General features: G+C 54.9%; 23 protein-coding genes and 1 other annotated feature. Of the genes, 6 read left to right on the top strand and 17 right to left on the bottom strand.

The features are described from left to right. Nucleotides 1-74: 74 nt before the first annotated feature. Nucleotides 75-1,346, top strand: a complete 1,272-nt coding sequence (locus tag H7R76_RS00115; RefSeq protein WP_182966648.1) for an MFS transporter — start codon at nucleotides 75-77, stop codon at nucleotides 1,344-1,346. Further along, nucleotides 1,346-2,641 carry a BNR repeat-containing protein gene (locus H7R76_RS00110; RefSeq protein WP_182966646.1) on the top strand — a complete coding sequence of 432 codons (1,296 nt, stop codon included), beginning with the start codon at nucleotides 1,346-1,348 and terminating at the stop codon, nucleotides 2,639-2,641. The genes H7R76_RS00115 and H7R76_RS00110 overlap by 1 nt, the downstream gene beginning before the upstream one ends. Nucleotides 2,642-2,748: 107 nt before the next feature. Here the strand turns inward: H7R76_RS00110 and H7R76_RS00105 are convergent, their stop codons facing one another. The 5 genes from H7R76_RS00105 to H7R76_RS00085 form a co-directional block, all read right to left on the bottom strand. Next, complete coding sequence (locus H7R76_RS00105; RefSeq protein ID WP_106924820.1) at nucleotides 2,749-3,561, bottom strand: helix-turn-helix domain-containing protein; 813 nt, start codon at nucleotides 3,559-3,561, stop codon at nucleotides 2,749-2,751. Between the two features lie 108 nt (nucleotides 3,562-3,669). Next, nucleotides 3,670-4,791: an anaerobic sulfatase maturase gene (locus H7R76_RS00100; RefSeq protein ID WP_182966644.1), complete on the bottom strand. Its 1,122-nt coding sequence runs from the start codon at nucleotides 4,789-4,791 to the stop codon at nucleotides 3,670-3,672. After that, on the bottom strand, nucleotides 4,788-5,150 hold the full coding sequence (locus H7R76_RS00095; protein WP_182966642.1) for a DUF202 domain-containing protein: 363 nt from the start codon (nucleotides 5,148-5,150) through the stop codon (nucleotides 4,788-4,790). Before H7R76_RS00095 ends, H7R76_RS00100 begins: the two co-directional genes overlap by 4 nt. Then, a complete protein-coding gene (locus tag H7R76_RS00090) occupies nucleotides 5,140-5,487 on the bottom strand; it encodes a YidH family protein (RefSeq protein WP_106924817.1) in 348 nt (115 codons plus the stop codon). The genes H7R76_RS00095 and H7R76_RS00090 overlap by 11 nt, the downstream gene beginning before the upstream one ends. 32 nt (nucleotides 5,488-5,519) lie before the next feature. Beyond that, nucleotides 5,520-6,869 (bottom strand): glycoside-pentoside-hexuronide (GPH):cation symporter, encoded by a 1,350-nt coding sequence (locus H7R76_RS00085; RefSeq protein WP_106924816.1) that lies wholly within the window; start codon nucleotides 6,867-6,869, stop codon nucleotides 5,520-5,522. 414 nt (nucleotides 6,870-7,283) lie between these two features. Between H7R76_RS00085 and H7R76_RS00080 the strand changes: the two genes are divergently transcribed. Further along, entirely contained in the window at nucleotides 7,284-8,741 is a 1,458-nt protein-coding gene (locus H7R76_RS00080) for a sulfatase (protein ID WP_182966640.1), read from the top strand. A 6-nt stretch (nucleotides 8,742-8,747) separates the two neighbouring features. Further along, nucleotides 8,748-10,214 (top strand): sulfatase, encoded by a 1,467-nt coding sequence (locus H7R76_RS00075; RefSeq protein ID WP_182966638.1) that lies wholly within the window; start codon nucleotides 8,748-8,750, stop codon nucleotides 10,212-10,214. A 37-nt stretch (nucleotides 10,215-10,251) separates the two neighbouring features. Here the strand turns inward: H7R76_RS00075 and H7R76_RS00070 are convergent, their stop codons facing one another. Both H7R76_RS00070 and H7R76_RS00065 read right to left on the bottom strand, forming a co-directional pair. Further along, nucleotides 10,252-11,574: a 6-phospho-alpha-glucosidase gene (locus H7R76_RS00070; protein WP_182929754.1), complete on the bottom strand. Its 1,323-nt coding sequence runs from the start codon at nucleotides 11,572-11,574 to the stop codon at nucleotides 10,252-10,254. Beyond that, nucleotides 11,571-13,193 carry an alpha-glucoside-specific PTS transporter subunit IIBC gene (locus H7R76_RS00065; RefSeq protein ID WP_106930189.1) on the bottom strand — a complete coding sequence of 541 codons (1,623 nt, stop codon included), beginning with the start codon at nucleotides 13,191-13,193 and terminating at the stop codon, nucleotides 11,571-11,573. Before H7R76_RS00065 ends, H7R76_RS00070 begins: the two co-directional genes overlap by 4 nt. A 298-nt stretch (nucleotides 13,194-13,491) precedes the next feature. On the opposite strand from H7R76_RS00065, the gene H7R76_RS00060 reads away from it, so the two are divergent. After that, the gene (locus tag H7R76_RS00060; RefSeq protein ID WP_106930186.1) at nucleotides 13,492-14,202 is read left to right on the top strand and encodes a GntR family transcriptional regulator; all 711 of its coding nucleotides are present in this window, start codon (nucleotides 13,492-13,494) and stop codon (nucleotides 14,200-14,202) included. Here H7R76_RS00060 and H7R76_RS00055 read toward each other — a convergent pair. The 3 genes from H7R76_RS00055 to ibpA form a co-directional block, all read right to left on the bottom strand. Continuing rightward, the gene (locus tag H7R76_RS00055; RefSeq protein WP_106930183.1) at nucleotides 14,199-15,860 is read right to left on the bottom strand and encodes a putative transporter; all 1,662 of its coding nucleotides are present in this window, start codon (nucleotides 15,858-15,860) and stop codon (nucleotides 14,199-14,201) included. The genes H7R76_RS00060 and H7R76_RS00055 overlap by 4 nt on opposite strands. 156 nt (nucleotides 15,861-16,016) lie before the next feature. Further along, nucleotides 16,017-16,445, bottom strand: a complete 429-nt coding sequence (gene ibpB, locus H7R76_RS00050) for a small heat shock chaperone IbpB (protein WP_106930181.1) — start codon at nucleotides 16,443-16,445, stop codon at nucleotides 16,017-16,019. A 113-nt stretch (nucleotides 16,446-16,558) separates the two neighbouring features. Next, nucleotides 16,559-16,972, bottom strand: a complete 414-nt coding sequence (ibpA, locus tag H7R76_RS00045) for a small heat shock chaperone IbpA (protein WP_015343937.1) — start codon at nucleotides 16,970-16,972, stop codon at nucleotides 16,559-16,561. Further along, nucleotides 16,966-17,041 (bottom strand) — a sequence feature (ROSE (Repression Of Heat Shock gene Expression) occurs in the 5'-region of heat shock genes and acts as an RNA thermometer to modulate expression.). (Overlaps the previous gene by 7 nt.) A gap of 240 nt (nucleotides 17,042-17,281) precedes the next feature. On the opposite strand from ibpA, the gene H7R76_RS00040 reads away from it, so the two are divergent. Further along, the gene (locus H7R76_RS00040; protein WP_181358042.1) at nucleotides 17,282-17,614 is read left to right on the top strand and encodes a YceK/YidQ family lipoprotein; all 333 of its coding nucleotides are present in this window, start codon (nucleotides 17,282-17,284) and stop codon (nucleotides 17,612-17,614) included. Between the two features lies 1 nt (nucleotide 17,615). Here the strand turns inward: H7R76_RS00040 and H7R76_RS00035 are convergent, their stop codons facing one another. The 7 genes from H7R76_RS00035 to dnaA all read right to left on the bottom strand — a co-directional run bounded on the left by H7R76_RS00035 (nucleotide 17,616) and on the right by dnaA (nucleotide 26,474). Beyond that, nucleotides 17,616-18,842: a YidR family protein gene (locus H7R76_RS00035; protein ID WP_182966636.1), complete on the bottom strand. Its 1,227-nt coding sequence runs from the start codon at nucleotides 18,840-18,842 to the stop codon at nucleotides 17,616-17,618. 91 nt (nucleotides 18,843-18,933) lie between these two features. Beyond that, a complete protein-coding gene (gene yidA, locus H7R76_RS00030; RefSeq protein WP_106930177.1) occupies nucleotides 18,934-19,746 on the bottom strand; it encodes a sugar-phosphatase in 813 nt (270 codons plus the stop codon). Nucleotides 19,747-19,867: 121 nt separating this feature from the next. Beyond that, nucleotides 19,868-20,269 (bottom strand): YidB family protein, encoded by a 402-nt coding sequence (locus H7R76_RS00025; protein WP_106930175.1) that lies wholly within the window; start codon nucleotides 20,267-20,269, stop codon nucleotides 19,868-19,870. A 186-nt stretch (nucleotides 20,270-20,455) separates the two neighbouring features. Continuing rightward, complete coding sequence (gene gyrB, locus H7R76_RS00020; RefSeq protein ID WP_106930169.1) at nucleotides 20,456-22,870, bottom strand: DNA topoisomerase (ATP-hydrolyzing) subunit B; 2,415 nt, start codon at nucleotides 22,868-22,870, stop codon at nucleotides 20,456-20,458. Between the two features lie 28 nt (nucleotides 22,871-22,898). Beyond that, entirely contained in the window at nucleotides 22,899-23,972 is a 1,074-nt protein-coding gene (recF, locus tag H7R76_RS00015) for a DNA replication/repair protein RecF (RefSeq protein ID WP_106930167.1), read from the bottom strand. Beyond that, nucleotides 23,972-25,072 carry a DNA polymerase III subunit beta gene (gene dnaN, locus H7R76_RS00010; protein WP_106930165.1) on the bottom strand — a complete coding sequence of 367 codons (1,101 nt, stop codon included), beginning with the start codon at nucleotides 25,070-25,072 and terminating at the stop codon, nucleotides 23,972-23,974. Before dnaN ends, recF begins: the two co-directional genes overlap by 1 nt. A gap of 4 nt (nucleotides 25,073-25,076) precedes the next feature. After that, complete coding sequence (gene dnaA / locus H7R76_RS00005; RefSeq protein WP_163447642.1) at nucleotides 25,077-26,474, bottom strand: chromosomal replication initiator protein DnaA; 1,398 nt, start codon at nucleotides 26,472-26,474, stop codon at nucleotides 25,077-25,079. Between the last annotated feature and the right edge of the window lie 208 nt (nucleotides 26,475-26,682).

Here is a 26,682-nt window from a genome sequence, read left to right as displayed (position 1 = left end):
CTTCTCTCCCGCATAAAAAACACACCGATATACTCCGGATTACCTCGTATTTCTACGATAAACCGGAGAACACAATGCAACAGGCTGACAAAAATATCAGCCGGGGCGGCTTCACCCTGCTCATCTGGGTGCTGCTATTGCTTCTCGGCTGCGTGCTGTTTTTCTTCTCGCTCGACCGACAAATTGTTTCCATCCTGAAAACCACGCTGATGCAGGAGCTGGGGCTCGATAACAGCGATTATTCGGTGCTGATCAGCGCCTTTATGATCCCCTATACCTTCATGTATTTCTTTGTGGGCGGTATCGTTGACCGATTCGGCAGCCGCTACGTGCTGTGCGCGCTAATGATACTGATGTCGCTGGCTACGCTGATTACCGGCCTGTCGCACTCGATGACCGGGCTTATTGTCGGGCGCGTGATGCTGGGACTGGCGGAGTCCGGGATCGTACCGGCGCTAACGCTGGCGGTCTTTACCTGGTTTCGCGCCGAGCAGCGCGCCTTTGCCTTCCAGCTCACCAATATTATTCAGTCATTAGGGCTGATTCTTGCGCCACCGTTTGTCGCCTGGGTGACGATATCAACCGGCTGGCGCTGGGCGTTCTTTATTCCAGCCATGGCGGGCGTGGCGGTCGGGGTGATGTGGTATTTCTCCAGCCGTAAAACGCCGCCTGCGGCCGACGACACGCCGCAGGTGAGCGCCGTCAGCGTGCCGCTGGTTGAGCGCTACAAGATGGTACTGACCTCAAAACCTATCTGGGCGCTGCTGATTGCTCGCTTACTCACTGATCCGTTCTGGTTCTTCTACCAGTACTGGCAGGTGGGTTTTATGCAGGAAAAAATCGGCCTGACGCTGGCGGAAGTCGGCAAGTTAATGTGGCTGCCGCCGCTGGTTGCCGTCTTTGGCGTGCTGGCAGTCTGCTGGGCCTCCGACCGCCTCGTTGCGCGCGGTATGGATGCCACCCGCGCCCGCTTAACCATTATCTGGTCCGTCACCTGCCTGGCGCCGCTGGTCTTTCTGCTGCCATCCATCAGCAACGCCTACGCGGCGGTGGCGATCATGACGGTGATTAACTTTATGTGCACCGCCTGGCTCAGTATGGCCACCATCATGATGGGCGGGCTGGCACCGCGCGTGGCCATCGCCACCGCTATCGGCGTGATGAGCGCGCTGGGCGGCGTGACCTCCATTATCTTTAACGGCTTTGTCGGCACTATTATCGACCACTTTGGTTATTCGATGCCGATTTATGCCGGTGCGACCCTGCACCCCATCGGCGCGCTGGTGCTGGCCGCCTTCTTCCTGCGTCGTAAAAAATCGTTTGTTTCTCGTCCGGAGACCGTCTGATGACCGATATCGTTGTTGCGCCCGTGGCACACGCCTGCGCAGATTTCACCGTACTTTACTGTCTGATTAATCACGACAACCACCAGTTCGCCGCCTGGTATGACGCCGAGCACCGCATCACTGTGGGCCAGCGTGAATTGCCCGACGGCCCATGGCAGACGTTTCAGCCAGAGGGCGTTTGGCTACCAGAGCGCGAACGCTACTCGCATATCACCGAGTTTGATTCGCACAATTATCTGACGATGGCGGTTGATAGCGGCGGATTCCTGCATCTTTCCGGCAATATGCACGTTGATCCGCTTATTTACTTCCGCAGCCGCCAGCCGCTGGACATCACCACGCTGGAATGCATACCGGCGATGACCGGCAAACGCGAAGCGCGTGCGACCTACCCGGTGTTTTTTAAGGATGCGCAGGGGCGGCTGATCTTCCGCTATCGCGATGGTTGTAGCGGCAATGGTGACGATCTGTATAACATTTACGACGTTGAGCGCCAGCGCTGGACGCGCCTGTTAGAGACCCCGCTACTCAACGGAGAAGGCGCGCGCAACGGCTATGCCCGCCAGCCGCTGCTGGGGCCAGACGGTTACTGGCATATGATCTGGATGTGGCGCGAAACGCCGCACTGCGAGACCAACAATAATCTTTCCTACGCCCGCAGCCGCGACCTGCAGCGCTGGGAGAAATCAGACGGTACGCCGCTCGCCCTGCCGATTGCCCGCCATCAGGGTGAAATTGTCGATGACGCCGGTATCGGCGGCGGGCTTATCAATATGGTGCAGGAAGTCGGTTTTGATAATCAGGCGCGCCCGGTGCTGATTTACCATCGTTATGATGATCGGGGGCTGTCGCAGGCTTATCTGGCGCGCCCGGACGGTAAGGGAAGCTGGCAAAAGGCGCAGATTAGCCAGTGGGCGTTCCGCTGGGATTTCAGCGGCGGCGGCTCGATTCCACCGGACGTCACCCTCAGCGCGCCGCGCGCGATCGGTAACGGGCAAATGGCCGTGGACTGGAGCACCGCCGGGGCCGGAAGCGGTGAGTGGATTATTGATGACCGGACGCTTAGCGTTGTCGCTCACCGCACGCCCACACCGCCGCTGCCAGCCGAACAATGGCGGCCCCGGCAGAACATTGCGCCACGGGCCGAAGTGCAGCTGGTCGCCGCGCAGAACAGTGATTACAGCCCGCAAAGCCGCTATTGGCTACGCTGGGAGGCTCTGCCGATTTTCCGCGATGTGCCGCACGAAGAAAGGCCCGGCGCTACGCAGTTGGAAGTGATTGAAAGGAAAATATAAGGCGACAACAAAACCAAAATGCCGGATGGCGCTGCGCTTATCCGGCCTGCTCATCCCGTGCAATGATTGACACCGGTGGCGCAGCGAATCACCCGCCAGCCTGATAGCTAGCGGCACTGATTGGGCGAAACGCCAAACTGACGGCGAAACGCGCGCGAAAAGTAGCTAACGTCGCCAAATCCGCAGCGTATGGCTATTTCATTGACCGTATCTTGCGTAAAACGCAGCTGGTAGCGTGCCTGCAGCAGCCGCACACGGGCCAGATACTGCTGCGGCGAAACGCCGGTGTAGTCGCTAAATCCACGCTGAAGCGTACGCCGTGAAATAGCAAACATCTGACATAAACCGTCGAGATCGAGCGGCTGCTGCCAGCGACCGTTCAGGTGAATCAGCACCTGGCTAATGCGGTCTTCGCTGGAGTGAAACGCCTGCGTTTTGTAGCGCCAGAGGTTCAGCGTATGTAACACTTCCAGGAAAATCATCTCCTTATGGCTTTCCGCCAGCAGAGGGTCGCTAAACTCTTCTTCGCGATGACTCGCCAGACGGTCAAATATGCGCTGCATAATGCCGACATCCAGCTGCCAGACGTTGCTCTCCCCTTCCTGCGGCAGCAGATAATCGATGTGCTTGATAAAATTGAAGCTATCGCGCCCCAGATACAGCAGGTTCACCTGCTGCAAATCCTTCATCTCTTCAAACAGGTGATAATCCTGCCGGTTCAGATAGCACAGCGTGCCGCTGCTCAACAGGTAGGGCTTTTCATTGATAACATGAATTCCGCTTCCGCTGCCGACCAGGAACAGCTCGCAGTATTCGTGCGTATGTTCATGGCTGATGCTTTTCTCCGGATGCCAGAAATGGAACACCACGCTCTCCTGCGGGTGGCGGAAATGGGTATCACGGGGTAGCACAAGCGACATAGACACTCCTGACGGGTTATCACTCAGTACGCTAGTGATACCAGAACAGACGGCGTTCGCCTTGACCTGTTTGCCATTCGTCTTCGGCGGCTGGCAAACAGAGAAAGCTTATCGGCTCTGATTTAACATCACCATTAATTCCACCGGTGAGCGGCGTTGTTTCAGGAGATCGCGCATCGCTTTCATATACGGCGCGCTGTGGGTAAAGAACTGGCGATAGCCCTCACACAGTGCGCTTTTTCCATCGGCGTTTCGGTGCTTTGGGCAATCGCCCTGGCAGAACGGCAGCACGGTGCACTGGCGGCACGCGTCTGTTAGCCCACGCTGTTTTTGCTGGCTGAAGGCGGCGGCTTGCGGCGTAGCATTCAGCGCCTGTAACGTCTGCTGATGGATGTTTCCCAGATAAAACTCGGGGTAAACGAAGTGATCGCACTGGTAGAGATCGCCGTTGGCCTCCAGCGCAAAAGCGTGACCGCAGGTTTCGCTGAACGCGCACATCTGCGACCGATGGCCGCTCCAGACGCCTAATGTTGAATCAAACAGCTGTATATAAACACGGCCAATATCTTCATGGACCCACTGGTTAAACACGCCCGTCAGGAATGCGCCCCACGCATCGGCGGTAACCGACTCCGCGCTGAGCTTGCCATGCTCATCGCGCTCAACCAGCGGAATAAACTGTAAAAAGGCGGTGCCGAGACCGCGCAGGTAACGATAGAGACGTTGAGGCTGCTGGCTATTCAGACGATTGACCACCACCAGCAGATTAAATTCGACGCCGTGTTGAGAGAGCATCTCAATGGCTTTCATCACTTTGTGGTGGCTCGGCTTACCGCTGCGGTTAACACGATAGGTATCATGGAGATCGGCCGGACCGTCCAGTGAGATCCCGACCAGCCAGCCGTTCTCCCTAAAGAAGCGACACCAGCTGTCATTGAGCAGCAGACCGTTGGTCTGGAAGGCATTGTGGATCTGTTTGCCGTTAGCGTACTGCTTTTGCAGCGCCAGCGCGCGCTGGAAAAACGCCAGCCCGCACAGCGTTGGCTCCCCGCCCTGCCAGGCAAAAGTGACTTCTGACCCAGGCTGCGCCGCAATGTGTTGGCTGACAAAGCGCTCCAGCGTGGCCTCATCCATCATCGGCTGTTCGGGTTTTTCGAGGTAAAAGCAGTAGCGGCAGTTGAGGTTACAGCGAGAGCTGGCCGGTTTGGCCATCACCTGACATCCTGTCATGTAAAATCCCTTAGAAAAATAATAAGTTGGCGAATGTGGGTAATAGCAAACAATATTGCGAGGGATAACACCGCGAGGGAGATCAAGAATTTGTCACGCACCGCGCTCGATTGCGCAAAATCATCCTGCGTTACATCCATCACGTTACGGTTGCGGGTATATTGCCACAGGATAACGGCGACAATCGCCAGCACGCCAAGCGATACCCAGAACAGCATACCCGCCTGATGCCAGTTGTGTTTAAGCGCTAACGCCATCAGCGCGCCATAGCCGAGCAGGGTGCGAAACCATGCCAGCGACGTGCGCTCAGGCTGCAAGCCCGGGTCAGCCTGACGCCGGGCTTTGCGACTATCCGGCATACAGCACCAGCAGCATCACCACCGCCGCCACGAAGGTAAGCATGAGGCTTATCACCAGCAGACTGCGGGTATAGGGTAAATCTTCCTTCAGCCGCATCGCCTTTTCGTTACGCAACCAGCGCAGGTAGCCGTAGATAGCCAGCCCGCCGGCAAACAGGCACAACAGCAGCGCCAGCGCTTCGCGGATAGCCGGGGTCGCGAAGTCTGGCGCCAGCTGATCGAGCCCGACTCCCGCCGCCAGAAAGCCCAGCGACGTGCGAATCCAGGCCAGAAACGTACGCTCGTTGGCCAGTGAGAAACGGTAATCAGGCGCTTCTCCGAGGCGGGAAATTTTCATGACGGCTCCTTTTGTATCTTTATCTCAGCTGATTATGCTCTGCTTTTGAGAGTGGCATTAACGCGCACCATCGCTTCGCTGTCTAGTTTATAGAACGCTTTTGCCGTTACCGCGCACAGTAAATAGCAAATACCCGGTGCCACGGTAAACAGCAGCGTGATGGTGGTCAGCGTCGCAGCAGACTGCGACGTGGCCCCCGCCTGATAGCCCCCGGCCGCCAGCATCCAACCGATAACCGCCCCGCCAACGGCTAGCCCCATTTTCAGCACAAACAGGGTTCCCGCAAAGCTGATTCCGGTCAGACGTTTGCCATTGCAGGCTTCGCCATAGTCAACGGTATCCGCCATCATTACCCACTTGATCGGCGTCATCACCTGGTGCAGAACACCGATGATAAAGATCAGGCAAAACATCAACGTGACGGTATCCATCGGGGCAAAGAACATACAAAAACTCAGTAACGTCAGCGCCACGTTACAGCTAATAAACACCTTCACTTTGCAGAAGTGACCGGTAAGCGGTTTGGCTATCGCACTGCCGATAATATTACCGACGCAGTAAGTCGTCAGAAATAGAGAAAATAGCTTAGGCGACTCCATAATCCACGTGACGTAATACATCATCGCGCCGCCGCGCACCGAAGTCCCAATAATCGCGAAGACCGTTAAATAGCCCACCACGCGCCATTGGCTGTTCTGCCAGATATCTTTCAGGTCGCTGAGCATCCCTTTAAAGCCATCACTGGTTGGCGGCGCAACGACTCGCTCCTTCGTTGTCGCAAAACAGATAAAAAACATCACGATCGCCAGCACGGCCAGAATGGCGATACTCATCTGAAAACCATAAGCTTTATCGTCCCCGCCAATCCACTCCACCATTTTCATCATCAGCGCTGTAGACAACATGCCGCCAGCCGTAGCCAGCACAAAGCGCCATGACTGCATGGAAATACGCTGCTGCGGATCGTTAGTAATCACCGCACCGAGCGCGCAATAGGGAATGTTCACTATCGTATAAAGCAGCGTGAGTACAATATAAGTCACTGTGGCATAGACCATTTTTCCGCCAAGAGACAGGTCTGGTACGGTATAGGTAAAGTAGCAGCTGATGCCAAAGGGAATAGCGGCCCAGAGGATCCAGGGGCGGAATTTCCCCCAGCGTGACCGCGTGCGGTCGGCAAGCAGCCCCATACACGGATCGGAGATTGCATCCAGGATACGGGTGACTAAAAACATGGTGCCAACAAAGGCCGCAGGTAAACCCGCGATATCGGTATAAAAAAACATGAGATATAGCATGACGTTGTCAAAGACGATATGGCTTGCCGCATCGCCAAGGCTATAACCTATTTTTTCTTTTAAAGAGAGTGTGTTATCGCTCATACCACTTCCTGTGTTGTGAATTAAAGTGGTGACATAGTAGAGATAGCATTTCTGATGTCGTTATTATGATTTTTAATTAGCTGGTTATGTTTATTTTTATTTGTGAAGCCACTCCCATATATTTCTAATGCATTCATGGATTTGATATTATTATTATTCAGAAAATATATATCTCCAGCGAAACAAAAACGTCCCTCAGAAAGATATTACACAATCTCTCGCTTCAAATGAAATCCAGCACTCTTCACAAACCCAACATTATTAGCAATTAACGCAGTACCCTATTCCCTTCCCGTTCGAGTTACGATTTTCCACAAGCCATTTATGATTACTCTTATTTGTGATCGTTCTCTAATACAAATAACCATTACAACGATTAGTTTCACATAAATAACAATATCATCAGGAGATATCATGAAAGCCATTATGGTTATGTATGATTCATTAAACAGACATTACCTCGGGCCATATAATTCCAGCCGCAGCGACACGCCGAATTTTACCCGTCTGGCAAACAACTGCATGGTTTTCGACAAAAGCTACGTAGGAAGCCTGCCCTGTATGCCCGCCAGGCGCGAGCTGCATACCGGGCGCTACAACTTTCTGCACCGTAGCTGGGGCCCGCTGGAACCTTTCGATGACTCCTGCTTTGAGATCATGAAAAATAATGGCGTACACAGTCATCTCATCAGCGACCATTATCATTATTGGGAGGACGGTGGCTGTACTTACCATAATCGCTATGCATCGTGGGAAATCGTGCGCGGTCAGGAAGGTGACCACTGGGAACCCAATATTAAAAAACGCGAGTTTCCACCGCACCTTGGACAAATGATGTCGCAAGACCAGGCAAACCGGGAAAAAATACTTCAACAGGATAAATTCCCCATCGAAAAAACATTTGATCTGGGAATGAAATTTATCGAAAAATTCCACGCTGAGGATAACTGGTTTTTGCAAATTGAAACATTCGATCCACACGAACCCTTTTTCCATCGACGACAGAAAGAAAAAATCGCTGGGCCGGAATTCGACTGGCCTCATTATGCGCAGGTTACGGATGCAGAACGCCCGTGGAAAAATAATCTTCGTGAAGAATATCGTGGCCTATTAAATATGTGCGACGTCGGTATTGGCCGCGTACTCGACATGATGGATAAATACAATTTGTGGGAAGACACCTTACTGATTATTAATACCGATCACGGTTATTTACTGGGTGAGCACGACTGGTGGGCCAAAGCCAACGATGCCAATTTCTATGAAGAAGTCTCGCATACGCCTTTATTTATCTACGATCCGCGCAGTAAGAAAACGGGCCGAAGCCAACAGCTAGTACAGACCATCGATTTAGCCCCCACGCTGCTGGATTACTTTAATCTTTCTATCCCGCAGGACATGCAGGGGAAAGCGCTGAAAGAGACTATCGCTAATGATGTCGCGGTACGAGAAACCGCGCTCTTTGGCGTCTATGGCGCGCAGGTCAGCTGCACCGACGGCACCTGGGTTTATACGCACGCCCCAACCAAAGCGAACCGCCCGCTGAATCACTACACGCTGATGCCAACGCATATGCGTCACCCGTTCACGCCGCAGGAGTTGCAGCAAACGGAGCTTGTGGAGTCCTTTAGTTTCACCAAAGGCTGTCGCCTGATGAAAATCGCTGATATTGGCCTCGGCATGGTACCGCTGGAACATAACTGGCAGAGCGTACTGTTTAACGTAACTGACGATCCGCGCCAGTCAACGCCTCAGCATAATCCCGAAGTCGTCGCCCGGTTGCAAAAAGAAATCACCCGGCTGATGGCCGAGAACGATGCGCCGGAGGAACAATACGAACGCTTAGGGCTGAAAAAACCGGAGCGGAGGTAAGACCGTATGAAAGCCATCATGGTTATGTTTGATTCCCTCTGCCGCCGCATGCTGTCGCCCTATGGCGCGACCGATGTGCAGACCCCGGGTTTTCAGCGTCTGGCGGAACATAGCCTGCGCTTCGACCAATCGTGGATTGGCTCAATGCCCTGTATGCCCGCTCGCCGCGATCTGCACACCGGTCGCTATAACTTTCTGCATCGGGCCTGGGGGCCGATTGAACCGTTCGACGATTCACTGCCGGAAATACTGAAAAATAACGGTATTTATAGCCATTTAATTACCGATCACTACCACTACTGGCAGGATGGTGGCGCTACTTACCACAACCGCTACGCCTCGGCGGAGTTTGTTCGCGGGCAGGAGGTCGACGAGTACAAAGCGGCGATTATCGACCCGGTCTTTCCCGATAACTACGACCCGTCGCTGTCAGGCTGGCGTAAAGATCTTGAGAAGCGTGATTTCATTAACCGTTCCTATATGGATAGCGAAGAAAAAATGTGTACGCCGCAGGTTTTCTCGCTGGCTGAAGAGTTTTTAGAAAAGCACCACGCCGAAGATAACTGGTTTTTACATCTGGAAGCCTTCGACCCGCATGAGCCGTACTTCTCCTCACCAGAATGTCAGGCGCTGTATCCGGAAAACTACGATGGGCCGCACTTTGACTGGCCATTCTACCGCCAGGTTGAAGAGAGCCCGGAGATGGTTGAACACTGTAAAAATCGTGCGCGTGCCATGTTTTCACTGTGCGATAAATATCTGAATCACCTGCTGGATGTGATGGATAAACACAATCTATGGGATGACACCATGCTGATTGTGAATACCGATCACGGCTTTATGTTCGGCGAGCACGGGTGGTGGGCAAAGAACCTGCCCCCAAGCTACTGCGAAGTGGCCCATACGCCCCTGTTTATCTGGGATCCGCGCGGCCAGCATAAAAATGAGAGCCGCCAGGGGTTGGCATCAATGATTGATATGGCGCCAACGCTGCTGAAATTCTTCAATCTTGAACCCACTGCCGATATGGACGGTAAAGATCTACAGCCGGTCATCGATAATGATACCCCGGTTCACAACTCGCTGATTTTTGGCTACTTTGGCAAAGAGGTCAACGTCACCGACGGCCGCTATGTCTATATGCACGGCGGGAAAAATGGACAAACGGTCAACGAGTACACGCTGATGCCATGCTATATGAATTACCGCATGTCGCCGGCGCTGCTGGCCACCGCCACATTCGTGCCGCCGACCGAAAGTTTCCCGTTTGCGAAAGGCTGCCCATTACTGAAAATACCGCAATTATCACAGGGGCTGGAAGGTACGCTGTTGTTTGATTTACAGGAGGATTATCAGCAGCTCCATCCGCTGAATGCGCCGGAAACGGAAGCCCTATTCGCGGCTGAAATTAAGCGCTGGATGATAAAAAATCAGGCACCGGAGGAGCAGTTTACCCGCTTGAATCTAGCCTGAATGAGGCCCGCCGATGTCCAGTCGGCGGGCATTTTTATCAATGCAGCTCAGGCCAATAATCCTTATTCGCCGCAATTAAATCATCCAGAATCGCCTTCGCTACCGATGCGCTTGGCACGGTTTTCGACAGCGTAATGGCCTGCCACAGTTTATGGTAAGAACGATGTTCCCAGGCATCCACCACCAGTTTTTCCACCGCCACCTGCTGGCTCATCATCCCTTTCTGGAAGTTCGGAATATCGCCCACCGTCAGCGGCTCCGGCCCGTTATGGCCCACCAGACAGGGAATCTCCACCATCGCATCGGCGTCGAAGTTATGAATCGCGCCGTTGTTCGGCACAATCAGCAGCATTCGTTCCTGCGTGTTGAAGGCAATGGCCGTCGCCAGATCGACAATGTAGGACGCGTGCTCATCAATTTCGAGGTCGCCAGCCGATGATTTTCCGGCGGCAATAATCGCCCGGCAGGCGCTGAAAACGTTCTTCTCGCGGTGATCCATCACCTCGTTAGCGCGGGTACGTTCCGGGTTAGAGTGCGCCACAACGTAGTCCGGGAACAGATAGTATTTCAGGTAAGTGTTCGGCATGGTGTCCGGATCCAGCGCCTGCACATCTTTCGCCTTCGCGAAGGTGTCGTTCCAGCTTGCTTCAGTATGCGGGTCGTTAGAAGGGGGAACATAGCCGTATTTCGCCACATGTTCGCGCAGTTTTGGCATCAGATCGTTCCCTTCAAGGTCTTCAATCGATGTCCACCAGCCAAAGTGGTTCAGGCCGTAGTAGCGCACGCGCATCTGCTTGCGGTCCTTCAGGCCGACGATCTGCGCCATCCGGCCTTCGATACCAATCGGCATATCGCAGATGTTGAGAATTTTCGCGTTCGGACGCAGGCGACGGGTGGCTTCCGCCACGATTGCCGCCGGGTTGGAGTAGTTCAGCATCCAGGCGTCAGGCGAGTATTTTTCCATGTAATCCACCAGTTCCAGCACGCCGCCGATAGAACGCATACCGTAGGCAATTCCGCCCGGCCCGCAGGTTTCCTGGCCCAGCACCCCGTGACGCAGCGGGATTTTTTCGTCTTTTTCACGCATCGGGTATTTACCCACGCGAATATGCGCCATCACAAAATCCACGTCGGTGAAGGCTTCCTTCGGGTCAGTGGTGTAGCTGAACGCGATCTCCGGCGCCTGCTCTTTGAGGATAACCTTACAGGCTTCGGCGATTGTCTCCTGACGCGCGCCGTCGTTATCGTAAAATTTCAGCGACCGCAGCGGGAAACGATCCTGGTTTGCCAACAGCATCAGCACGATGCCGGGTGTAAAAGTACTGCCGCCGCCTGCGATAACAACTGAGAATTTTTTCATGATACTGCCTCCGTCATGGTGGGATGTTCGGTCTGTAGAGAATCTTTCATCAGGCGTTCCAGCTGATCGCGTACCTGCGGGACATGCAGGCCAACAATCACCTGAATACCGTTTCCGCGGCGCACGACGCCGTGTGCGCCAAGTGCTTTAAAGACGTCGTCGCTTTGTGTTTTCGCCATATCGACCAGCGCAATGCGCAATCGGGTAGCACAGTTATTGATGCTCTCGATATTGGCAGTACCGCCCAACGCCTGGAGAATACCGACCGCCTGGCCCTGCTGACCGGCTGGCGCCCCTGCGGCAGAGGTTTTACCGCGTGCGGCCTGATAGTCGGCCTTACTGTAGAGTTTGACTTCGCTATCTTCGCGACCCGGCGTTTTGAGGTTAAAACGCAGGATCAGCGTGCGAAACACCACGAAATAGAGGGCGGTAAAGCAAACGCCGATGCCGATTTGGGTAAACATCATTGCGGCATGGTTATGGAACATCGGTATCCAGTTCTGCGGCAGGAACTGATCCAACAGGCCGCCACCGAAATTCCCGACGACGCCACAGATATACATCACGGTCGCCATGGTGGCCGCCAGCACCGCATGAATGGCGAACAGCAGCGGGGAAATAAACAGGAAGGTGAATTCCAGCGGCTCGGTAATCCCCACCAGCATCGCCGTAAGCGTGGCCGGGATCAGCAGGCCAGCGACTTTTACACGGTTCTCCGGCGAAGCGGTGAAGTACAGCGCCAGCGCGATACCGACAGAGCCAAACACTTTCGAGTTACCGTGCAGCGCAAAGCCTCCTTCCGGGAACAGCGCTTTCAGCGGCTCAGTGCTCTGGCTAAACGCCTGCAGATGCTCCGCCCAGTAAACCTGAATGCCCCCTTCTACCGCCGCAGGGCCGAAAATAAAGGGACCGTAAACGAAGTGGTGTAAGCCCGTTGGGATCAGGATGCGTTCAAGGAAGGTGTAAACCCATACTCCCAGCGCCCCGGCGCCGCGCAGGAAGGCCTGTAGCGACTCAATACCCATCTGGACTTTAGGCCAGCCAAGCAGCGTCAGCCATGCGCAGGGGATCATGACCAGGAACGCGACAATCACCACAAAGGACGATCCCTGGAAAATCCCGAGGAATACCGGCAGCGGTTTATCGAAGTAGCGGTTATGCAGCGCGGTCACGATGCCGGAAATCACGATCGCCCCGATAATGCTGGTATCGAGCGTTTTAATACCGGCTATCATCGTTAAACCGCTGCCGGCAGTGGGATCGACGCTGAAATCAACGCCAAAGAAGTGGCCCCAGGTCATGCCCATGGCGTTAATAAAGTAGTTCCAGGTCAGGAAGCTCACCAGAACGGCAAGGCACGCACGCCCCTGCGCCTGTTTTGCCAAACCGATTGGCAAACCGACGGCAAAAATCAGCGGCATGTTGCGGAACACCGTCCAGCCGCCTTCTTCGATAATGTGAACAATCTGCGCAAACAGGCTATCAGGTGCGGTCAGCGCTTCGCCAACAAACAGCGGGTTGCGCAGCATAATGGCGATACCCACCACAATCCCCGCAAACGGAAACAATAAAACCGGGGTGAACATGGCGCCGCCAAAGCGTTGTATTTGACTGAGCATTTGGGAATCCTCATATAACAACTCGTAGGGTAAGTGGCCTTATTCATGTTGATCTCTGGCCTGATACGAGGATAGGAATTTGCTTGCCCAACAACATGCAACGCCGCGACGATTCGTGATCGCTTTCATGGTTTTAATTAACGCAATGTTGTCTAATTTTTTTAATAAAAATAGACAACTTAATCAGCGTAATTTTTCCTCGTGCTTTGAATTCACGTTAGCTGTATGTAATAAGCTACTTTTTAATAAGAAACGCTGGTTCAATATTCATCCAGATGCGGACGATAGAGGTCTACTTGTGATCTATAAATCTATTGCAGAAAGGCTGCGTCTGCGGCTCAACTCTTCCGATTTCAACATCGGTAGCCCGCTGCCGGGGGAGAAAAAGCTGGCAGATGAGTTTGGCGTGGCGCGGATGACCATCCGCAAAGCCATCGACCTGCTGGTTGAATGGGGGCTGGTCGTGCGGCGACACGGCAGCGGCACCTACGTTGCCCACAAAGATATTCATCATGAAACAACCAACCTGACCGGCCTGGCTGAAGTGCTGCGCAAGCAGGGAAAAGAGGTGGTCAGTAAAGTATTAATCTTCGAAATGATGCCAGCGCCGCCCGCGATTGCCAGCCAGCTGCGTATTCAGATTAATGAGCGGATCTATTTTTCCCGGCGCGTGCGCTATGTCGACGGTAAGCCGTTGATGCTGGAAGACAGCTATATGCCAGTCAAACTGTTTCGCAACCTGTCGCTGGTCCACCTTGAAGGGTCAAAATTCGATTACATCGAAAAAGAGTGCGGTATAACCATCAGCGGTAACTATGAAAGCCTGACGCCGGTGCTGGCAGACAAGCAGCTGGCGCAGTCGATGAACGTACCGGAACAAACGCCGCTGCTGCGTATTACCTCCTTGTCTTACAGCGACAGCGGCGAATTTCTTAACTACTCGGTGATGTTCCGTAACGCCAGTGAATACCAGGTGGATTATCACCTGAGGCGCGTCCAGACATCCTAGCCCATCCCCCAGAAGAGCACAGCCAGCAGCTGCGGCGTGATAATACGCAGGAACATCACCAGCGGATAAACCGTCGCGTAGGACAACGCCGCCGCGCCGCTGGTGGCATGCAGGTTGTTGGCAAAGGCCAACGCTGGCGGATCGGTCATAGAGCCAGCCAGCATGCCGCACAGCGTCAGATAGTTCATCCCGGCGAAAATTCGCGCCAGAATCCCCACCGTCAGCAGCGGAATCCCGGTAATAAAGATGCCGTAGCCAATCCAGCTGAGCCCCTCGCCGTTAACCAGCGTCTCGACAAAATCACCGCCAGACTTCAGCCCCACCACCGACAGAAACAGCACGATCCCCAGCTCGCGCAGTGCCAGGTTAGCGCTGGGCGGCATAAACCAGTACAGCTTACCGATGCTGCCAATACGCCCGAGGATCAGCGCCATGATAAGCGGCCCGCCCGCCAGACCCAGCTTCAGCGCAACCGGGAATCCCGGGATAAACAGCGGGACCGAGCCCAGCAGCACGCCCAGACCAATACCGATAAAGACCGGCAGCATTTGCACCTGCTGCAATTTTTGCTGTGCGTTACCGAGGTCCGACGCCACCGCGTCAATCGCCGCCGGGCGGCCAACCAGATTGAGAATATCGCCGAACTGCAGGCTGGCATTGCTGCTGGCCACCAGCTCTACCCCCGCGCGGTTAAGACGAGAGATCACCACGTCATAGCGCTGTTTATAGTGCAAATCGCGGATTTTCTTTCCTAACACCTTCTCATTGGTGACGACAACCCTTTCAACTTTCAGGTCCGTCCCACGCGTGGAGAGCGACGTTTCTACCTCTTTACCAATCACTAACTGCGCATTGTGCAAATCGGCGGCTTCCCCCACCAGATGCAGCAAATCGCCGGTTTCAATCACCGTGGTCGGCGACGGTACCATCAGCGTGTCACCGCGTTTGAGGCGCGAGCAGATAATTTTATCGCTGTTAATCACCGGGACATCCTGAATCGCCATGCGGTTCAGGTTCGGGTTTTCCACGCGAATGTTGATGGTCTTGAGGTGCGAATGGCCGGAGCCGGCCTGCTCATCAAACCGCTGGGCCTCTTTCTCAACGTTAATACGGAAAAACAGGCGCACCAGCCACATGGTCAGCAAAATGCCACAAATCCCAAACGGATAAGCCATCGCGTAGCTCATGCCCATCTGGTCCACAACGCTGAACGGTTCGCCGAGATCGCGCAGTATTTGCTGACCAGCACCCAGCGCAGGGGTGTTAGTGACGGCACCGGAGAAGATACCAAGCACCACCGGTAGCGGAATGGCAAAGATTTTATGCAGCAGCGTGGTCACCAGACCGCCGAGGATAACGATCAGAATAGCGAACAGGTTCAGCCGTAGCCCCGAAACGCGCAGCGAAGCAAAAAAGCCCGGCCCGACCTGAATACCAATGGTATAAACGAACAGGATCAGGCCAAACTCCTGAATGAAATGCAGCATCGGGCTGCTCAGGGTAATCCCTGCCTGATCGACAAAGTGACCGACGATAATGCCGCCGAACAGCACCCCGCCGATACCAAAACCAATGCCGCGAATCTTGATATTGCCGATCCACAGCCCGACTACCGCCACCAGCGCCAACACGCTGACCGTCAATGCTATATCACTCATCGTCTTATTCCCTGTGAATAACATTAATAACAATGAGGATTATGGCCGAAGGAGGGCGGGTTGTATGCAGGACTGCGCACAATAATAGGCGGATTGCCGCGGGGAAACGGGATAAAAAAAAGCCCCGATGACTCGGGGCTAATTGGGCAAATCGAGTTAGCTATTCAGCGCAGGGCGCTCGCTAATTGCGATACGCTGTGGGGCAATGGCTTCCGGCTCATTGCGGGTTAAATCAATATGCAGCAGGCCGTTAGTGAAGGTTGCTCCGGAGACTTCCATATTTTCGGCCAGCGTAAAGCTCAGGCTAAAGGCCTGGGTCACCAGCCCCTGGTGCAGCCATTTGGTCTCTTTCTCCTGCGGCTGCGGCGTGCCCTTCACGGTCAGGCGGGTGCCTTCCAGCTGCACGTCCAGATCTTCCTGACGGAACCCCGCCAGCGCCAGCGTAATGCGGTAGTGGTTATCGTCACTTTTTTCGATGTTATACGGCGGGAAGCTCTGGCCTTCACTGCTGGTTTGCAGCGCGTTCGCCAGTTTGTCAAAGCCGATCCATTGACGCAGCAGAGGGGATAAATCGTAGTTACGCATTGTGTTTCTCCTTCTAAGAAGCGAGTAAGTACCTGCAAATCCTGAGGATTCGCATCTGGCTCCCTGACGGCAAGCCGGGTGATTAACGGGGCCGCAGGCGCGGCCCGGTAGAATTAATTAATTTCGATACGGCGCGGTTTATTCGCTTCCGGAATCACGCGTTCCAGTTCGATATACAGCAGGCCGTTAACCAGGTTGGCGCCACGAACGTGGATGTTTTCCGCTAACTGGAATTTGCGTTCAAAGTTGCGCTCGGCAATGCCCTGGTAGAGATAGGTACGTTCTTTCTGTTCCGCAGCATGCGCGCCTTTTACCACCAGCATGTTGTCCTGCGCGGTAATTTCCAGCTCGCTTTCCGCAAAACCCGCCACGGCAATCGCGATGCGATAATGGTTTTCATCAACCAGCTCAACGTTGTACGGAGGATAGCCACCGTTGCTTTGTGTTTGATTGTTTTCTAACAAGTTGAACAGACGGTCAAAACCAATGGCAGAACGGTATAACGGGGATAAGTCAAAGTTACGCATAATCAAATAGCTCCTGGAAATCAGCGAGAAATTATCGACCTTCCATCGTGGACAGGCCATGAAGCCAGAACACCCCGCAGGCATGTTCTCTTCGGCTACACCTATAAAATGAGGGGGGAAAGATCTTTTTCAAGACCTTCTGGCCGACTTTTTTTGCACTTTCCACGATAAGGCTTACACTGGGTGATAGCACGAAAGGCTAAATTGCGACAGCCGCCACAGAGCGGTGAGCCTGGGCTTTCTATTTTGGCAACGGGTGGCTATAACCCGGAGGACGAGCTTTTTTATGCTCATAACAATGAAGAGCTCATGATGAAAAATCTGCTGATTAAAACGACGCTGGTTGGGGGGATCCTCTTGTCAGTAGGATGTTCCAGCGTCATGTCGCACACCGGCGGCAAAGACGGTACCTATCCCGGTACGCGCGCCAGCGCAGAAATGCTGAGCGACGGTGAAAACGGCTGGGCCACCAAATCGCTGGTTGCCCTGGATATGCCGTTTACGGCGGTCATGGATACCGTGCTGCTTCCGTGGGACTTCTTCCGTAAGGACAGCTCGGTCCGTTCACGGGTTGAAAAAAGCGAGCAAGAGACGCTGGCCACCAATTCGGTGATCCCACCGGCCCCGATGCCCGCTCAATAACTTAGTCGCCGATCTCGGTGACCCACAGCTGGCGGAAGCCAGCCGTATCTTCCATCCAGGCAATCCATCGCCCATCGGGCGAAAAGACCACCGCATCCGCTGACGGCGGGTTCGCGTGTCCTGTGGTTAAAAAAGTCATGTCACCGCTCGTGGCGTCACACCAGGCGATACGCCCGTCCAGGACCACACCGAGTCCGTTTCCAGATGGGTGCCAGTTAAAGGCCGACTGAATATCTGAGGCGTTGTGCGTGAGCTGCAGCGGTGCTCCGCCTTGCGGCGATATCAGCCACAGCTGCACGATGCCTTTATCATCACGCATCAGGAAGGCAATTTGCGTGCCCTGTGGGTTACTGCGTACCCAGTGGCGCGGCACGTTCACCAACCCGGGAAACGCACGCTGATGGGTAAAGGTTAAACGCCGTTGGCGTACGCCCGCAGGCGGCGCGGGAAGCGTGGTTGCCGTGCCCTGCAATGGTCTGTCGCCGGCCTGTTTCCAGCCACGCTCGTCGTGCGGCAGTTCAACCAGGAACAGTTCCGGCACTTTGTCACCGGTTTGCGAGACGGTATCACCAATAAACGCCAGCGCTCGTGAGCCCACCCAGCCCTCTTCATAGGCGCGGTTAATCTCATCGCTACCGGGCCGTGGATCAACGGTGGTCTGGCTGACCAGCACGCACCAGTGGCTACCGCCGTATTCGCGCGGGTGCTGGCCGCGCGGTGCGACCGGGCCGTAAGGTACGGCCACGCCGACGTTGCGCTGATCACGTACCGGATCGTATTCGTGCATCACGTGGTCGTTATAGGTAAAGCTGACGAACTGCCCGCAGGGGCTATAGACGTGAACGTGACTACCGCCGCGCAGCGCGCCGGGCGTGAAGGGCGCGGTAATGTCCATGGCATCGAGATTGTGGGTATCACCGCGCGCCGCCACCACGCCGCGGCGATGGTGGAAGTCATATTGCCAGTTGGCGTCCGGGTTTTCCGGGCCGTGGATGAAGACGTATTGTTCATCGCGGGGGTGTACCGTCACGACACCAACATGGGCGCCTGCACTCGCCCGATAAATCACCTCGACCTCGCCGCTATGGACGTTCACGCGCTCGATGGTTTCACCAGTAAACGAGGCTCCGGACGGGCGCACATCGTAGACCAGCCACTGGCTGTCTGGCGTCCACGTACGGGTGTTGGTTAACTGATGATGGTGCGGCGCAAAGGTGACTTGTTTCATGGCGGTGTCCGGATAGAAAGATACCGCCTGGTTTTACCACGCTAAAGGCTTATCCCACAAGCCTTTAGCGGAAGTGCTAAAGAGGGCAGTCTTAGCTAAGCACGTATTTCTCTATCGCCCAGGCGACGCCGTCTTCCAGATTGGATTTGGTGATAAAGTTTGCCGCTTCTTTCACCGCCGGAATAGCGTTATCCATCGCCACGCCGACGCCGGCGAACTCAATCATCGCGATGTCGTTCTCCTGGTCGCCAATGGCCATAATTTCTTCTGGCTTGATGCCCAACACGTCGGCCAGCGACTTCACGCCGGTGCCTTTGTTAACGCGCTTATCGAGGATTTCGAGGAAGTATGGTGAGCTTTTCAGCACCGTGTATTTTTCTTTCACTTCCGCCGGAATACGGGCAATCGCTTTGTCGAGGATGGCCGGTTCGTCGATCATCATCACCTTCAGGAACTCAATCGAGGGGTCCATCTTCTCGGCTTCGCAGAACACCAGCGGAATCGTGGCGACAAAGGATTCATGCACGGTGTAGTAGCTGATATCACGGTTAGCGGTATAAAGCGTGTTGCGATCCAGCGCGTGGAAGTGGGAGCCGACCTTGCGAGAAAGTTCTTCCAGGAAGCGGTAGTCTTCATACTTCAGCGCCGTTTGCGCCACCGTACTGCCGTCGCCCGCTTTCTGCACCAGCGCGCCGTTATAGGTAATGCAGTAATCTCCCGGCTCGTTCATGCCCAGCTCTTTCAGATAGCTGTGCACGCCGGCATAGGGACGCCCGGTGGTCAGCACCACGTTAACCCCTTTTGCGCGTGCCGCCGCGAGGGCGTTTTTCACCGCAGGAGAGATAGTGTGGTCCGGCAACAGCAACGTTCCGTCCATGTCGATTGCAATCAGTTTAATAGCCATGAGATCCCCAGGTTAAATGAGCCTGTCCTCATGCTAACTCGGTTTAGCTCAAAAAACAGCACTAAAGGGTGCCGAAAAGGGGGATACAACGCGTTATGCATGCTCCCCTTTTGTTAGCTGCTCAACCAAAGAGTTTGCCGCCCTTCAGCAGGTTCATACCGGCCGACAGCAGGTCGCTGTGCGCCTGTGGGTCAACTTCACCCTGTGGTGAAAGTGCATCAACAATTTTCGGCAAATATTCCGCCAGCATCGTTGAAGCGGAGCTGGCATCGGTCCCGAGCTTTTCCCCCAGATCCGACACCGCAGGTGCGCCCAGCGCCGAGACGACCTGGTCGCTGCTAATGGATTGGTTACTTTGTTGGTTACTGATCCAGGATGACACAATGTCACTGAGCCCGCCGCTTTGCAGCTTCTCCAGTAGCGCCTGAATGCCGCCCTGCTCATTTACCCAACTCAGGATTGCTTGATATTTCCCCGCATCACCGCTAAGCAGCGAGCCGACTACATCATCAAAAAGCCCCATTTTTCCACCTCGGAATGACGGTTAAGAGAAGACGTAGAGAAGTATAGTTCGTGCGGAGCAGGCATAAAAAAACGCCTGAAAAAATTCAGGCGTTTTTGATCTGTAGGCCTGATAAGCGTAGCGCCATCAGGCTCAATGCGGCACATTGCCGGATGGCGGCGTAAACGCCTTATCCGGCCTACAGGATTAGATATCGATGTTCGCCGCTTTCAGGGCGTTCTCTTCGATAAACGCACGACGCGGTTCAACGGCGTCGCCCATCAGCGTGGTGAACAGCTGGTCGGCAGCAATCGCATCCTTCACGGTCACGCGCAGCATGCGGCGGCTATCCGGGTCCATGGTGGTTTCCCACAGCTGATCCGGGTTCATCTCGCCCAGACCTTTATAACGCTGAATCGCGAGGCCACGACGAGACTCTTTCACCAGCCAATCCAGCGCCTGCTCGAAGCTGGTCACCGGCTGACGGCGTTCGCCACGTTCGATGAACGCGTCTTCTTCCACCAGGCCACGCAGCTTCTCGCCCAGCGTGAAGATACGACGGTATTCGCCACCATTAACGAACTCGCTGTCCAGCACATAGTCGGTATCCACGCCGTGGGTACGCACGCGAATAATCGGCTCGAAATGCTGTTGTTCAGCATTGTGCTGAATATCAAACTTCCACTGGCTGCCGTGCTGCTCTTTTTCGTTCAGCTCGGTCACCAGCGCGTTCACCCAGCGAGTGACTTTCTGCTCGTCGGACAGGTCCGCTTCCACCAACGTTGGCTGATAGATGAGTTCTTTCAGCAGCGCTTTCGGGAAGCGACGCTCCATGCGGTTAATCATTTTCTGCGTGCCGTTGAACTCGGCCACCAGGCGTTCCAGCGGTTCGCCAGCCAGGGCCGGAGCACTGGCGTTGGTGTGCAGGGTCGCGCCGTCGAGGGCGATGGAGATCTGATACTGGTCCATCGCTTCGTCGTCTTTAATGTACTGTTCCTGCTTGCCTTTTTTCACTTTGTACAGCGGCGGCTGAGCAATATAGACATGGCCACGTTCAACGATTTCCGGCATCTGACGGTAGAAGAAGGTCAACAGCAGCGTACGGATGTGCGAGCCGTCGACGTCCGCATCGGTCATGATGATGATGCTGTGATAACGCAATTTGTCCGGGTTGTACTCGTCACGACCAATGCCGCAGCCCAGCGCGGTAATCAGCGTTGCGACTTCCTGAGAAGAGAGCATCTTGTCGAAGCGCGCTTTCTCAACGTTGAGGATTTTACCCTTCAGCGGCAGAATCGCCTGGTTCTTACGGTTACGCCCCTGCTTCGCAGAGCCGCCCGCGGAGTCCCCTTCCACCAGGTACAGTTCGGACAGCGCCGGGTCGCGTTCCTGGCAGTCGGCCAGTTTGCCCGGCAGGCCTGCTAAGTCCAGCGCGCCTTTACGGCGGGTCATTTCACGGGCTTTACGTGCCGCTTCACGCGCACGCGCCGCGTCGATAATCTTGCCGACGACGATTTTCGCGTCGGACGGGTTTTCCAGCAGGTACTCGGCCAGCAGTTCGTTCATCTGCTGTTCAACCGCTGATTTCACCTCAGAAGAGACCAGCTTGTCTTTGGTCTGGGAGGAGAATTTCGGATCCGGCACCTTCACGGACACTACAGCAATCAGACCTTCACGGGCATCGTCACCGGTGGCACTGACTTTGGCTTTTTTGCTGTAGCCTTCTTTGTCCATGTAGGCGTTCAGGGTACGGGTCATCGCCGCACGGAAGCCCGCCAGGTGGGTACCGCCATCGCGCTGCGGAATGTTGTTGGTGAAGCAGTAGATGTTTTCCTGGAAGCCATCGTTCCACTGCAGCGCCACTTCAACGCCGATACCGTCTTTTTCGGTGGAGAAGTAGAAGATATTCGGGTGGATCGGCGTTTTGTTCTTGTTGAGATACTCAACAAACGCCTTGATGCCGCCTTCGTAGTGGAAATGGTCTTCTTTGCCGTCGCGCTTGTCTTTCAGGCGGATAGAGACGCCGGAGTTCAGGAATGACAGCTCGCGCAGACGTTTTGCCAGAATGTCGTATTCAAATTCAGTGACGTTGGTGAAGGTTTCATAGCTCGGCCAGAAACGCACCATCGTCCCGGTTTTGTCGGTATCACCGGTGACGGCCAGCGGCGCCTGCGGCACGCCGTGAGCGTAGATCTGACGATGAATTTTGTTATCGCGCTGGATAACCAGCTCCAGTTTCTGCGACAGGGCGTTAACTACGGAGACGCCTACGCCGTGCAGACCGCCGGACACTTTATAGGAGTTATCATCGAATTTACCGCCGGCGTGCAGGACGGTCATGATAACTTCCGCCGCAGAGACGCCCTCTTCCGGGTGAATACCGGTTGGGATGCCGCGGCCATCATCCTGTACGGAGACGGAGTTGTCGCTGTGGATGGTGACAACGATATCTTTGCAGTAACCAGCGAGCGCTTCGTCGATAGCGTTATCCACAACCTCAAATACCATGTGGTGCAGACCGGTGCCGTCATCCGTGTCGCCGATATACATACCCGGGCGCTTACGCACCGCATCCAGCCCTTTCAGGACTTTGATACTGGAGGAGTCATAAGAATTCGACATCAACGTTTCTCGCTCATTTAATCTTGGGTTAATCCGTTATTTTACCCTTTTCCACGGTAAACATCTTCGAATTTTCATCGGACATGTCCAGAACGTGTTCAGCGCTAATCGCGCTGACGAAAACCTGTGACTGCGTGGCTTTTAAACGACTGGCCAGCAGGCCGCGCCGCGCGTCATCAAGCTCCGAGGCAAAATCATCTATCAGGTACAGGCAGCGTCTACCGCTTTCGCGGGTCAGAAACTCACCCTGCGCCAGGCGTAACGCGCACATCAGCAGCTTTAGCTGCCCGCGCGATAAGGTGTCTTCCACCGGCGCGCCGTCGGCGCGAATGCGGAAGTCCGCCTTGTGCGGGCCGTGTGCCGTGTAGGTCAGCATACGGTCGCGCTCGAAATTTCTCTCCAGCACCTCTGCATAATCGGTTTCTTTCTCCCAGCCGCGCTGGAAGGAGAAGGTGAGAGAGAATTCCGGGAGAAATTGTTTACAGGTATCAGCCATATCCTCAGCGATACCGGTACTGTATTCCGCCCGCCAGCGGCTGATTTGCTCGGCTAGCGGGATAAGTTCCTGATCCCACGGCCGCAGCTGCGCGTAGCGGCTCACCTGGCGTAGCGCGGCGTTGCGCTGCTTGAGCAAACGCTTGAGATTACTCCAGGCGGTGAAGAATCCGGCTTCATTGTGGAAGCATCCCCAATCAAGGAATGCTCTTCTGTATTTGGGGCCGCCGTTGAGTAAAGTAAACCCCTCGGGCGTAATCAGCTGCATCGGCATCAGCAGCGCCAGCTCGGCAACCTTATGGCCGTCGGTGCCGTCAATACGCACTTTGCTGTCGCCCAGTTTGTCTTTGGTCAAACCGATGGACGTTTCACGCTCGGCGCCCTGTAAACGGCCGTGCAGCACGAAAGCGTCCTGCTCATGGCGAATGACGCGCCCAATCTGCAAGCTGCGAAACGCCCGGCCGTGACCGAGCGTATAGATGGCCTCCAGCACGCTGGTTTTGCCGCTGCCGTTGGCACCAACCAGGAAGTTAAAGCCGGGGGATAAGGCAAGATCCGCGTTTTCGATATTGCGAAAATCGCGGATCAACAGACGGGAGAGCGACATTACAGTCTCATTGGCATAACAACATAGGCAGCACTCTGAGACGCCGCATCTTCAATTTGTACGCTGGAGACGGAGTCGGTCAGCAGAATACGGACGTTTTCGCACTTCAGCGCGTTCAGCACATCCAGCACATAGCTCACGTTAAAGCCGATTTCCATCTCCGTACCGCCGTAGGTCACGTCGAGGATCTCTTCCGCTTCTTCCTGTTCCGGGTTATTCGCGGTAATTTTCAGCTGGTTTTCGCTGACGTACAGACGCACGCCGCGGAATTTCTCGTTGGAGAGAATCGCCGCGCGAGCAAACGCCTGCTTGAGAATATCGCAGCCGGCTTCCAGATGTTTATCCGGGTTCTTCGGCAATACGCGGCGATAATCCGGGAAACGACCATCAACCAGCTTGGAAGTAAAGATAAAGTCGCCAACGTGTGCGCGGATATTGTTACTGCCGATCTGCACGCGCAGCGGCGTATCGCCGCCGTCGAGCATACGCATCAGTTCAATCACGCCTTTACGCGGTACGATCACCGAATGGCTCGGCAGCGACTGCCCAACCGGCATTGAGCACACCGCCAGGCGGTGACCGTCGGTCGCGACGGTACGCAGCTCTTCACCTTCGGTTTCAAACAGCATGCCGTTTAAGTAATAACGGACGTCCTGATGCGCCATCGAGAACTGGGTGGCTTCAATCAGACGTTTCATCGTCGCCTGCGGCAGCGTGAACTCGACGTCACTCTGCCAGTCGTCGAGATTCGGGAAATCGGCGGCAGGCAGCGTAGACAGCGAGAAACGGCTACGGCCGGAGCGCACCAGCATGCGGTCACCTTCCAGCTGTACGGCGATTTCCGCGCCTTCCGGCAGGCCACGGCAGATGTCGAAGAATTTACGCGCCGGGACGGTAGTCGCGCCCGGTTCATGCGCCTGCAGCAGCGCCACGCGCGCTACCATTTCCATTTCCAAATCGGTACCGGTCAGCGACAGCGTGCCGTCCGCCACCTGCAGCAGCAGGTTACCCAGAATCGGCAATGTCGGACGCCCGCCTAACGGGCCACTCACCTGTTGTAACGGTTTTAATAAATGTTCACGTTCTACGGTAAATTTCATAGGATCACGACGACAGTGTTCTGATTAAATTGGAAAAATCTTCTTTGATATCGTGGCTTTCTTCACGCAGCTGCTCAATCTTACGGCAGGCGTGCAGCACGGTGGTATGGTCACGGCCACCAAACGCATCGCCAATCTCCGGCAGACTGTGGTTGGTGAGCTCTTTCGCCAACGCCATCGCCATCTGACGCGGACGTGCTACCGAGCGAGAGCGTCGCTTGGAGAGCAGATCCGCCACTTTAATCTTGTAATACTCCGCCACCGTCTTCTGAATATTGTCGATGGTGACCAGCTTTTCCTGCAACGCCAGCAGATCGCGCAGCGCTTCACGCACGAAATCGATGGTGATCGCCCGGCCGGTAAAGTTGGCGTTGGCGATAACGCGGTTCAGTGCGCCTTCCAGCTCACGCACGTTAGAGCGTAGACGCTTGGCGATAAAGAACGCCACCTCACCGGGCAGACGAATGTCGTTTTCGTCAGCTTTTTTCATCAGGATAGCGACGCGGGTCTCAAGCTCAGGCGGCTCGATGGCGACCGTCAGACCCCAGCCAAAGCGGGATTTCAGACGATCTTCAACGCCGTTGATCTCTTTCGGATAGCGATCCGAGGTGAGGATAATCTGTTGATTACCTTCCAGCAGGGCGTTGAAGGTGTGGAAAAACTCTTCCTGCGAACGCTCTTTATTGGCAAAGAATTGGATGTCATCGATCAGCAGCGCATCAACGGAACGGTAATAGCGTTTAAACTCTTCGATCGCATTGTTTTGCAGGGCTTTTACCATGTCCTGGACAAAGCGCTCGGAGTGCATATACACCACTTTGGCGTTCGGTTTGCGGGCGATAATGCCGTTACCCACCGCGTGCAGCAGGTGCGTTTTACCTAAACCCGTACCGCCGTACAGGAACAGCGGGTTGTAGGCACCGCCTGGGTTATCCGCCACCTGGCGTGCCGCTGCGCGGGCAAGCTGGTTCGATTTACCTTCGACGAAGTTGTCAAAGGTATGTTTAACGTTGACGTTGGATCGGTAAGAAGGCTCAGCGGGTGCCGGAACGTTGTCCCAGCCGGCGCGCGGGGCTGGCGCAACGCGCGGGGCGTGCACCTGTGCCGTTTGCGCCGGGGCGCTGACGTTCGCCGTTTCTCTTAGCGTTTGGGTTACCGGCTTGGTGCCCACCTCAAAACGCAGCTGCGGGGCATCCGCACCGCAGAAATCATTCAACAGGCCGTTGATGTTATTGAGGTATTTATCTCTCACCCAATCAAGCACAAAACGATTTGGCGCATACAGGGCCAGCGTGTTATCGCTCAGTTCCGCCTGCAACGGGCGGATCCACATGCTGAATTCTGTGGCTGGTAACTCATCCTGCAATCGGGCAAGACATTGCTGCCAAAGCGAAAGTGACACGGCGGACTCCACTCGAAAAAAGTCGATACACATCATCCTCAGGCAAGCCTGTAGGCGACCCTCTGACGATCCTGCCACCAGAAAAACAGAATGCTGGCGGGGATTCATTCAGCCGCTGCGCAAATGCAGCCCGAACGATGCTGTGTATAAGATTAAAAATTCGTGATTTTTGGCACACGTCGAAAAGACCCGATGCAAGCGGGTGACG

Source organism: Klebsiella sp. WP8-S18-ESBL-06 (genome assembly GCF_014169755.1).
Lineage (GTDB): Bacteria > Pseudomonadota > Gammaproteobacteria > Enterobacterales > Enterobacteriaceae > Kluyvera > Kluyvera ascorbata_B.
This window is presented reverse-complemented; position numbering and strand designations above follow the sequence as displayed.

What these genes read in the sequence shown, in the direction of transcription:
- yidA (WP_106930177.1), bottom strand. Translation starts at nt 19,746, where the DNA reads ATGGCTATTAAACTGATTGCAATCGACATGGACGGAACGTTGCTGTTG.
- H7R76_RS00085 (WP_106924816.1), bottom strand. Translation starts at nt 6,869, where the DNA reads ATGAGCGATAACACACTCTCTTTAAAAGAAAAAATAGGTTATAGCCTT.
- H7R76_RS00095 (WP_182966642.1), bottom strand. Translation starts at nt 5,150, where the DNA reads ATGCCGGATAGTCGCAAAGCCCGGCGTCAGGCTGACCCGGGCTTGCAG.
- ibpA (WP_015343937.1), bottom strand. Translation starts at nt 16,972, where the DNA reads ATGCGTAACTTTGACTTATCCCCGTTATACCGTTCTGCCATTGGTTTT.
- dnaN (WP_106930165.1), bottom strand. Translation starts at nt 25,072, where the DNA reads ATGAAATTTACCGTAGAACGTGAACATTTATTAAAACCGTTACAACAG.
- H7R76_RS00070 (WP_182929754.1), bottom strand. Translation starts at nt 11,574, where the DNA reads ATGAAAAAATTCTCAGTTGTTATCGCAGGCGGCGGCAGTACTTTTACA.
- H7R76_RS00025 (WP_106930175.1), bottom strand. Translation starts at nt 20,269, where the DNA reads ATGGGGCTTTTTGATGATGTAGTCGGCTCGCTGCTTAGCGGTGATGCG.
- recF (WP_106930167.1), bottom strand. Translation starts at nt 23,972, where the DNA reads ATGTCGCTCTCCCGTCTGTTGATCCGCGATTTTCGCAATATCGAAAAC.
- H7R76_RS00105 (WP_106924820.1), bottom strand. Translation starts at nt 3,561, where the DNA reads ATGTCGCTTGTGCTACCCCGTGATACCCATTTCCGCCACCCGCAGGAG.
- H7R76_RS00065 (WP_106930189.1), bottom strand. Translation starts at nt 13,193, where the DNA reads ATGCTCAGTCAAATACAACGCTTTGGCGGCGCCATGTTCACCCCGGTT.
- H7R76_RS00040 (WP_181358042.1), top strand. Translation starts at nt 17,282, where the DNA reads ATGATGAAAAATCTGCTGATTAAAACGACGCTGGTTGGGGGGATCCTC.
- H7R76_RS00115 (WP_182966648.1), top strand. Translation starts at nt 75, where the DNA reads ATGCAACAGGCTGACAAAAATATCAGCCGGGGCGGCTTCACCCTGCTC.
- H7R76_RS00080 (WP_182966640.1), top strand. Translation starts at nt 7,284, where the DNA reads ATGAAAGCCATTATGGTTATGTATGATTCATTAAACAGACATTACCTC.
- H7R76_RS00075 (WP_182966638.1), top strand. Translation starts at nt 8,748, where the DNA reads ATGAAAGCCATCATGGTTATGTTTGATTCCCTCTGCCGCCGCATGCTG.
- gyrB (WP_106930169.1), bottom strand. Translation starts at nt 22,870, where the DNA reads ATGTCGAATTCTTATGACTCCTCCAGTATCAAAGTCCTGAAAGGGCTG.
- H7R76_RS00110 (WP_182966646.1), top strand. Translation starts at nt 1,346, where the DNA reads ATGACCGATATCGTTGTTGCGCCCGTGGCACACGCCTGCGCAGATTTC.
- H7R76_RS00100 (WP_182966644.1), bottom strand. Translation starts at nt 4,791, where the DNA reads ATGACAGGATGTCAGGTGATGGCCAAACCGGCCAGCTCTCGCTGTAAC.
- ibpB (WP_106930181.1), bottom strand. Translation starts at nt 16,445, where the DNA reads ATGCGTAACTACGATTTATCCCCTCTGCTGCGTCAATGGATCGGCTTT.
- H7R76_RS00090 (WP_106924817.1), bottom strand. Translation starts at nt 5,487, where the DNA reads ATGAAAATTTCCCGCCTCGGAGAAGCGCCTGATTACCGTTTCTCACTG.
- H7R76_RS00055 (WP_106930183.1), bottom strand. Translation starts at nt 15,860, where the DNA reads ATGAGTGATATAGCATTGACGGTCAGCGTGTTGGCGCTGGTGGCGGTA.
- H7R76_RS00035 (WP_182966636.1), bottom strand. Translation starts at nt 18,842, where the DNA reads ATGAAACAAGTCACCTTTGCGCCGCACCATCATCAGTTAACCAACACC.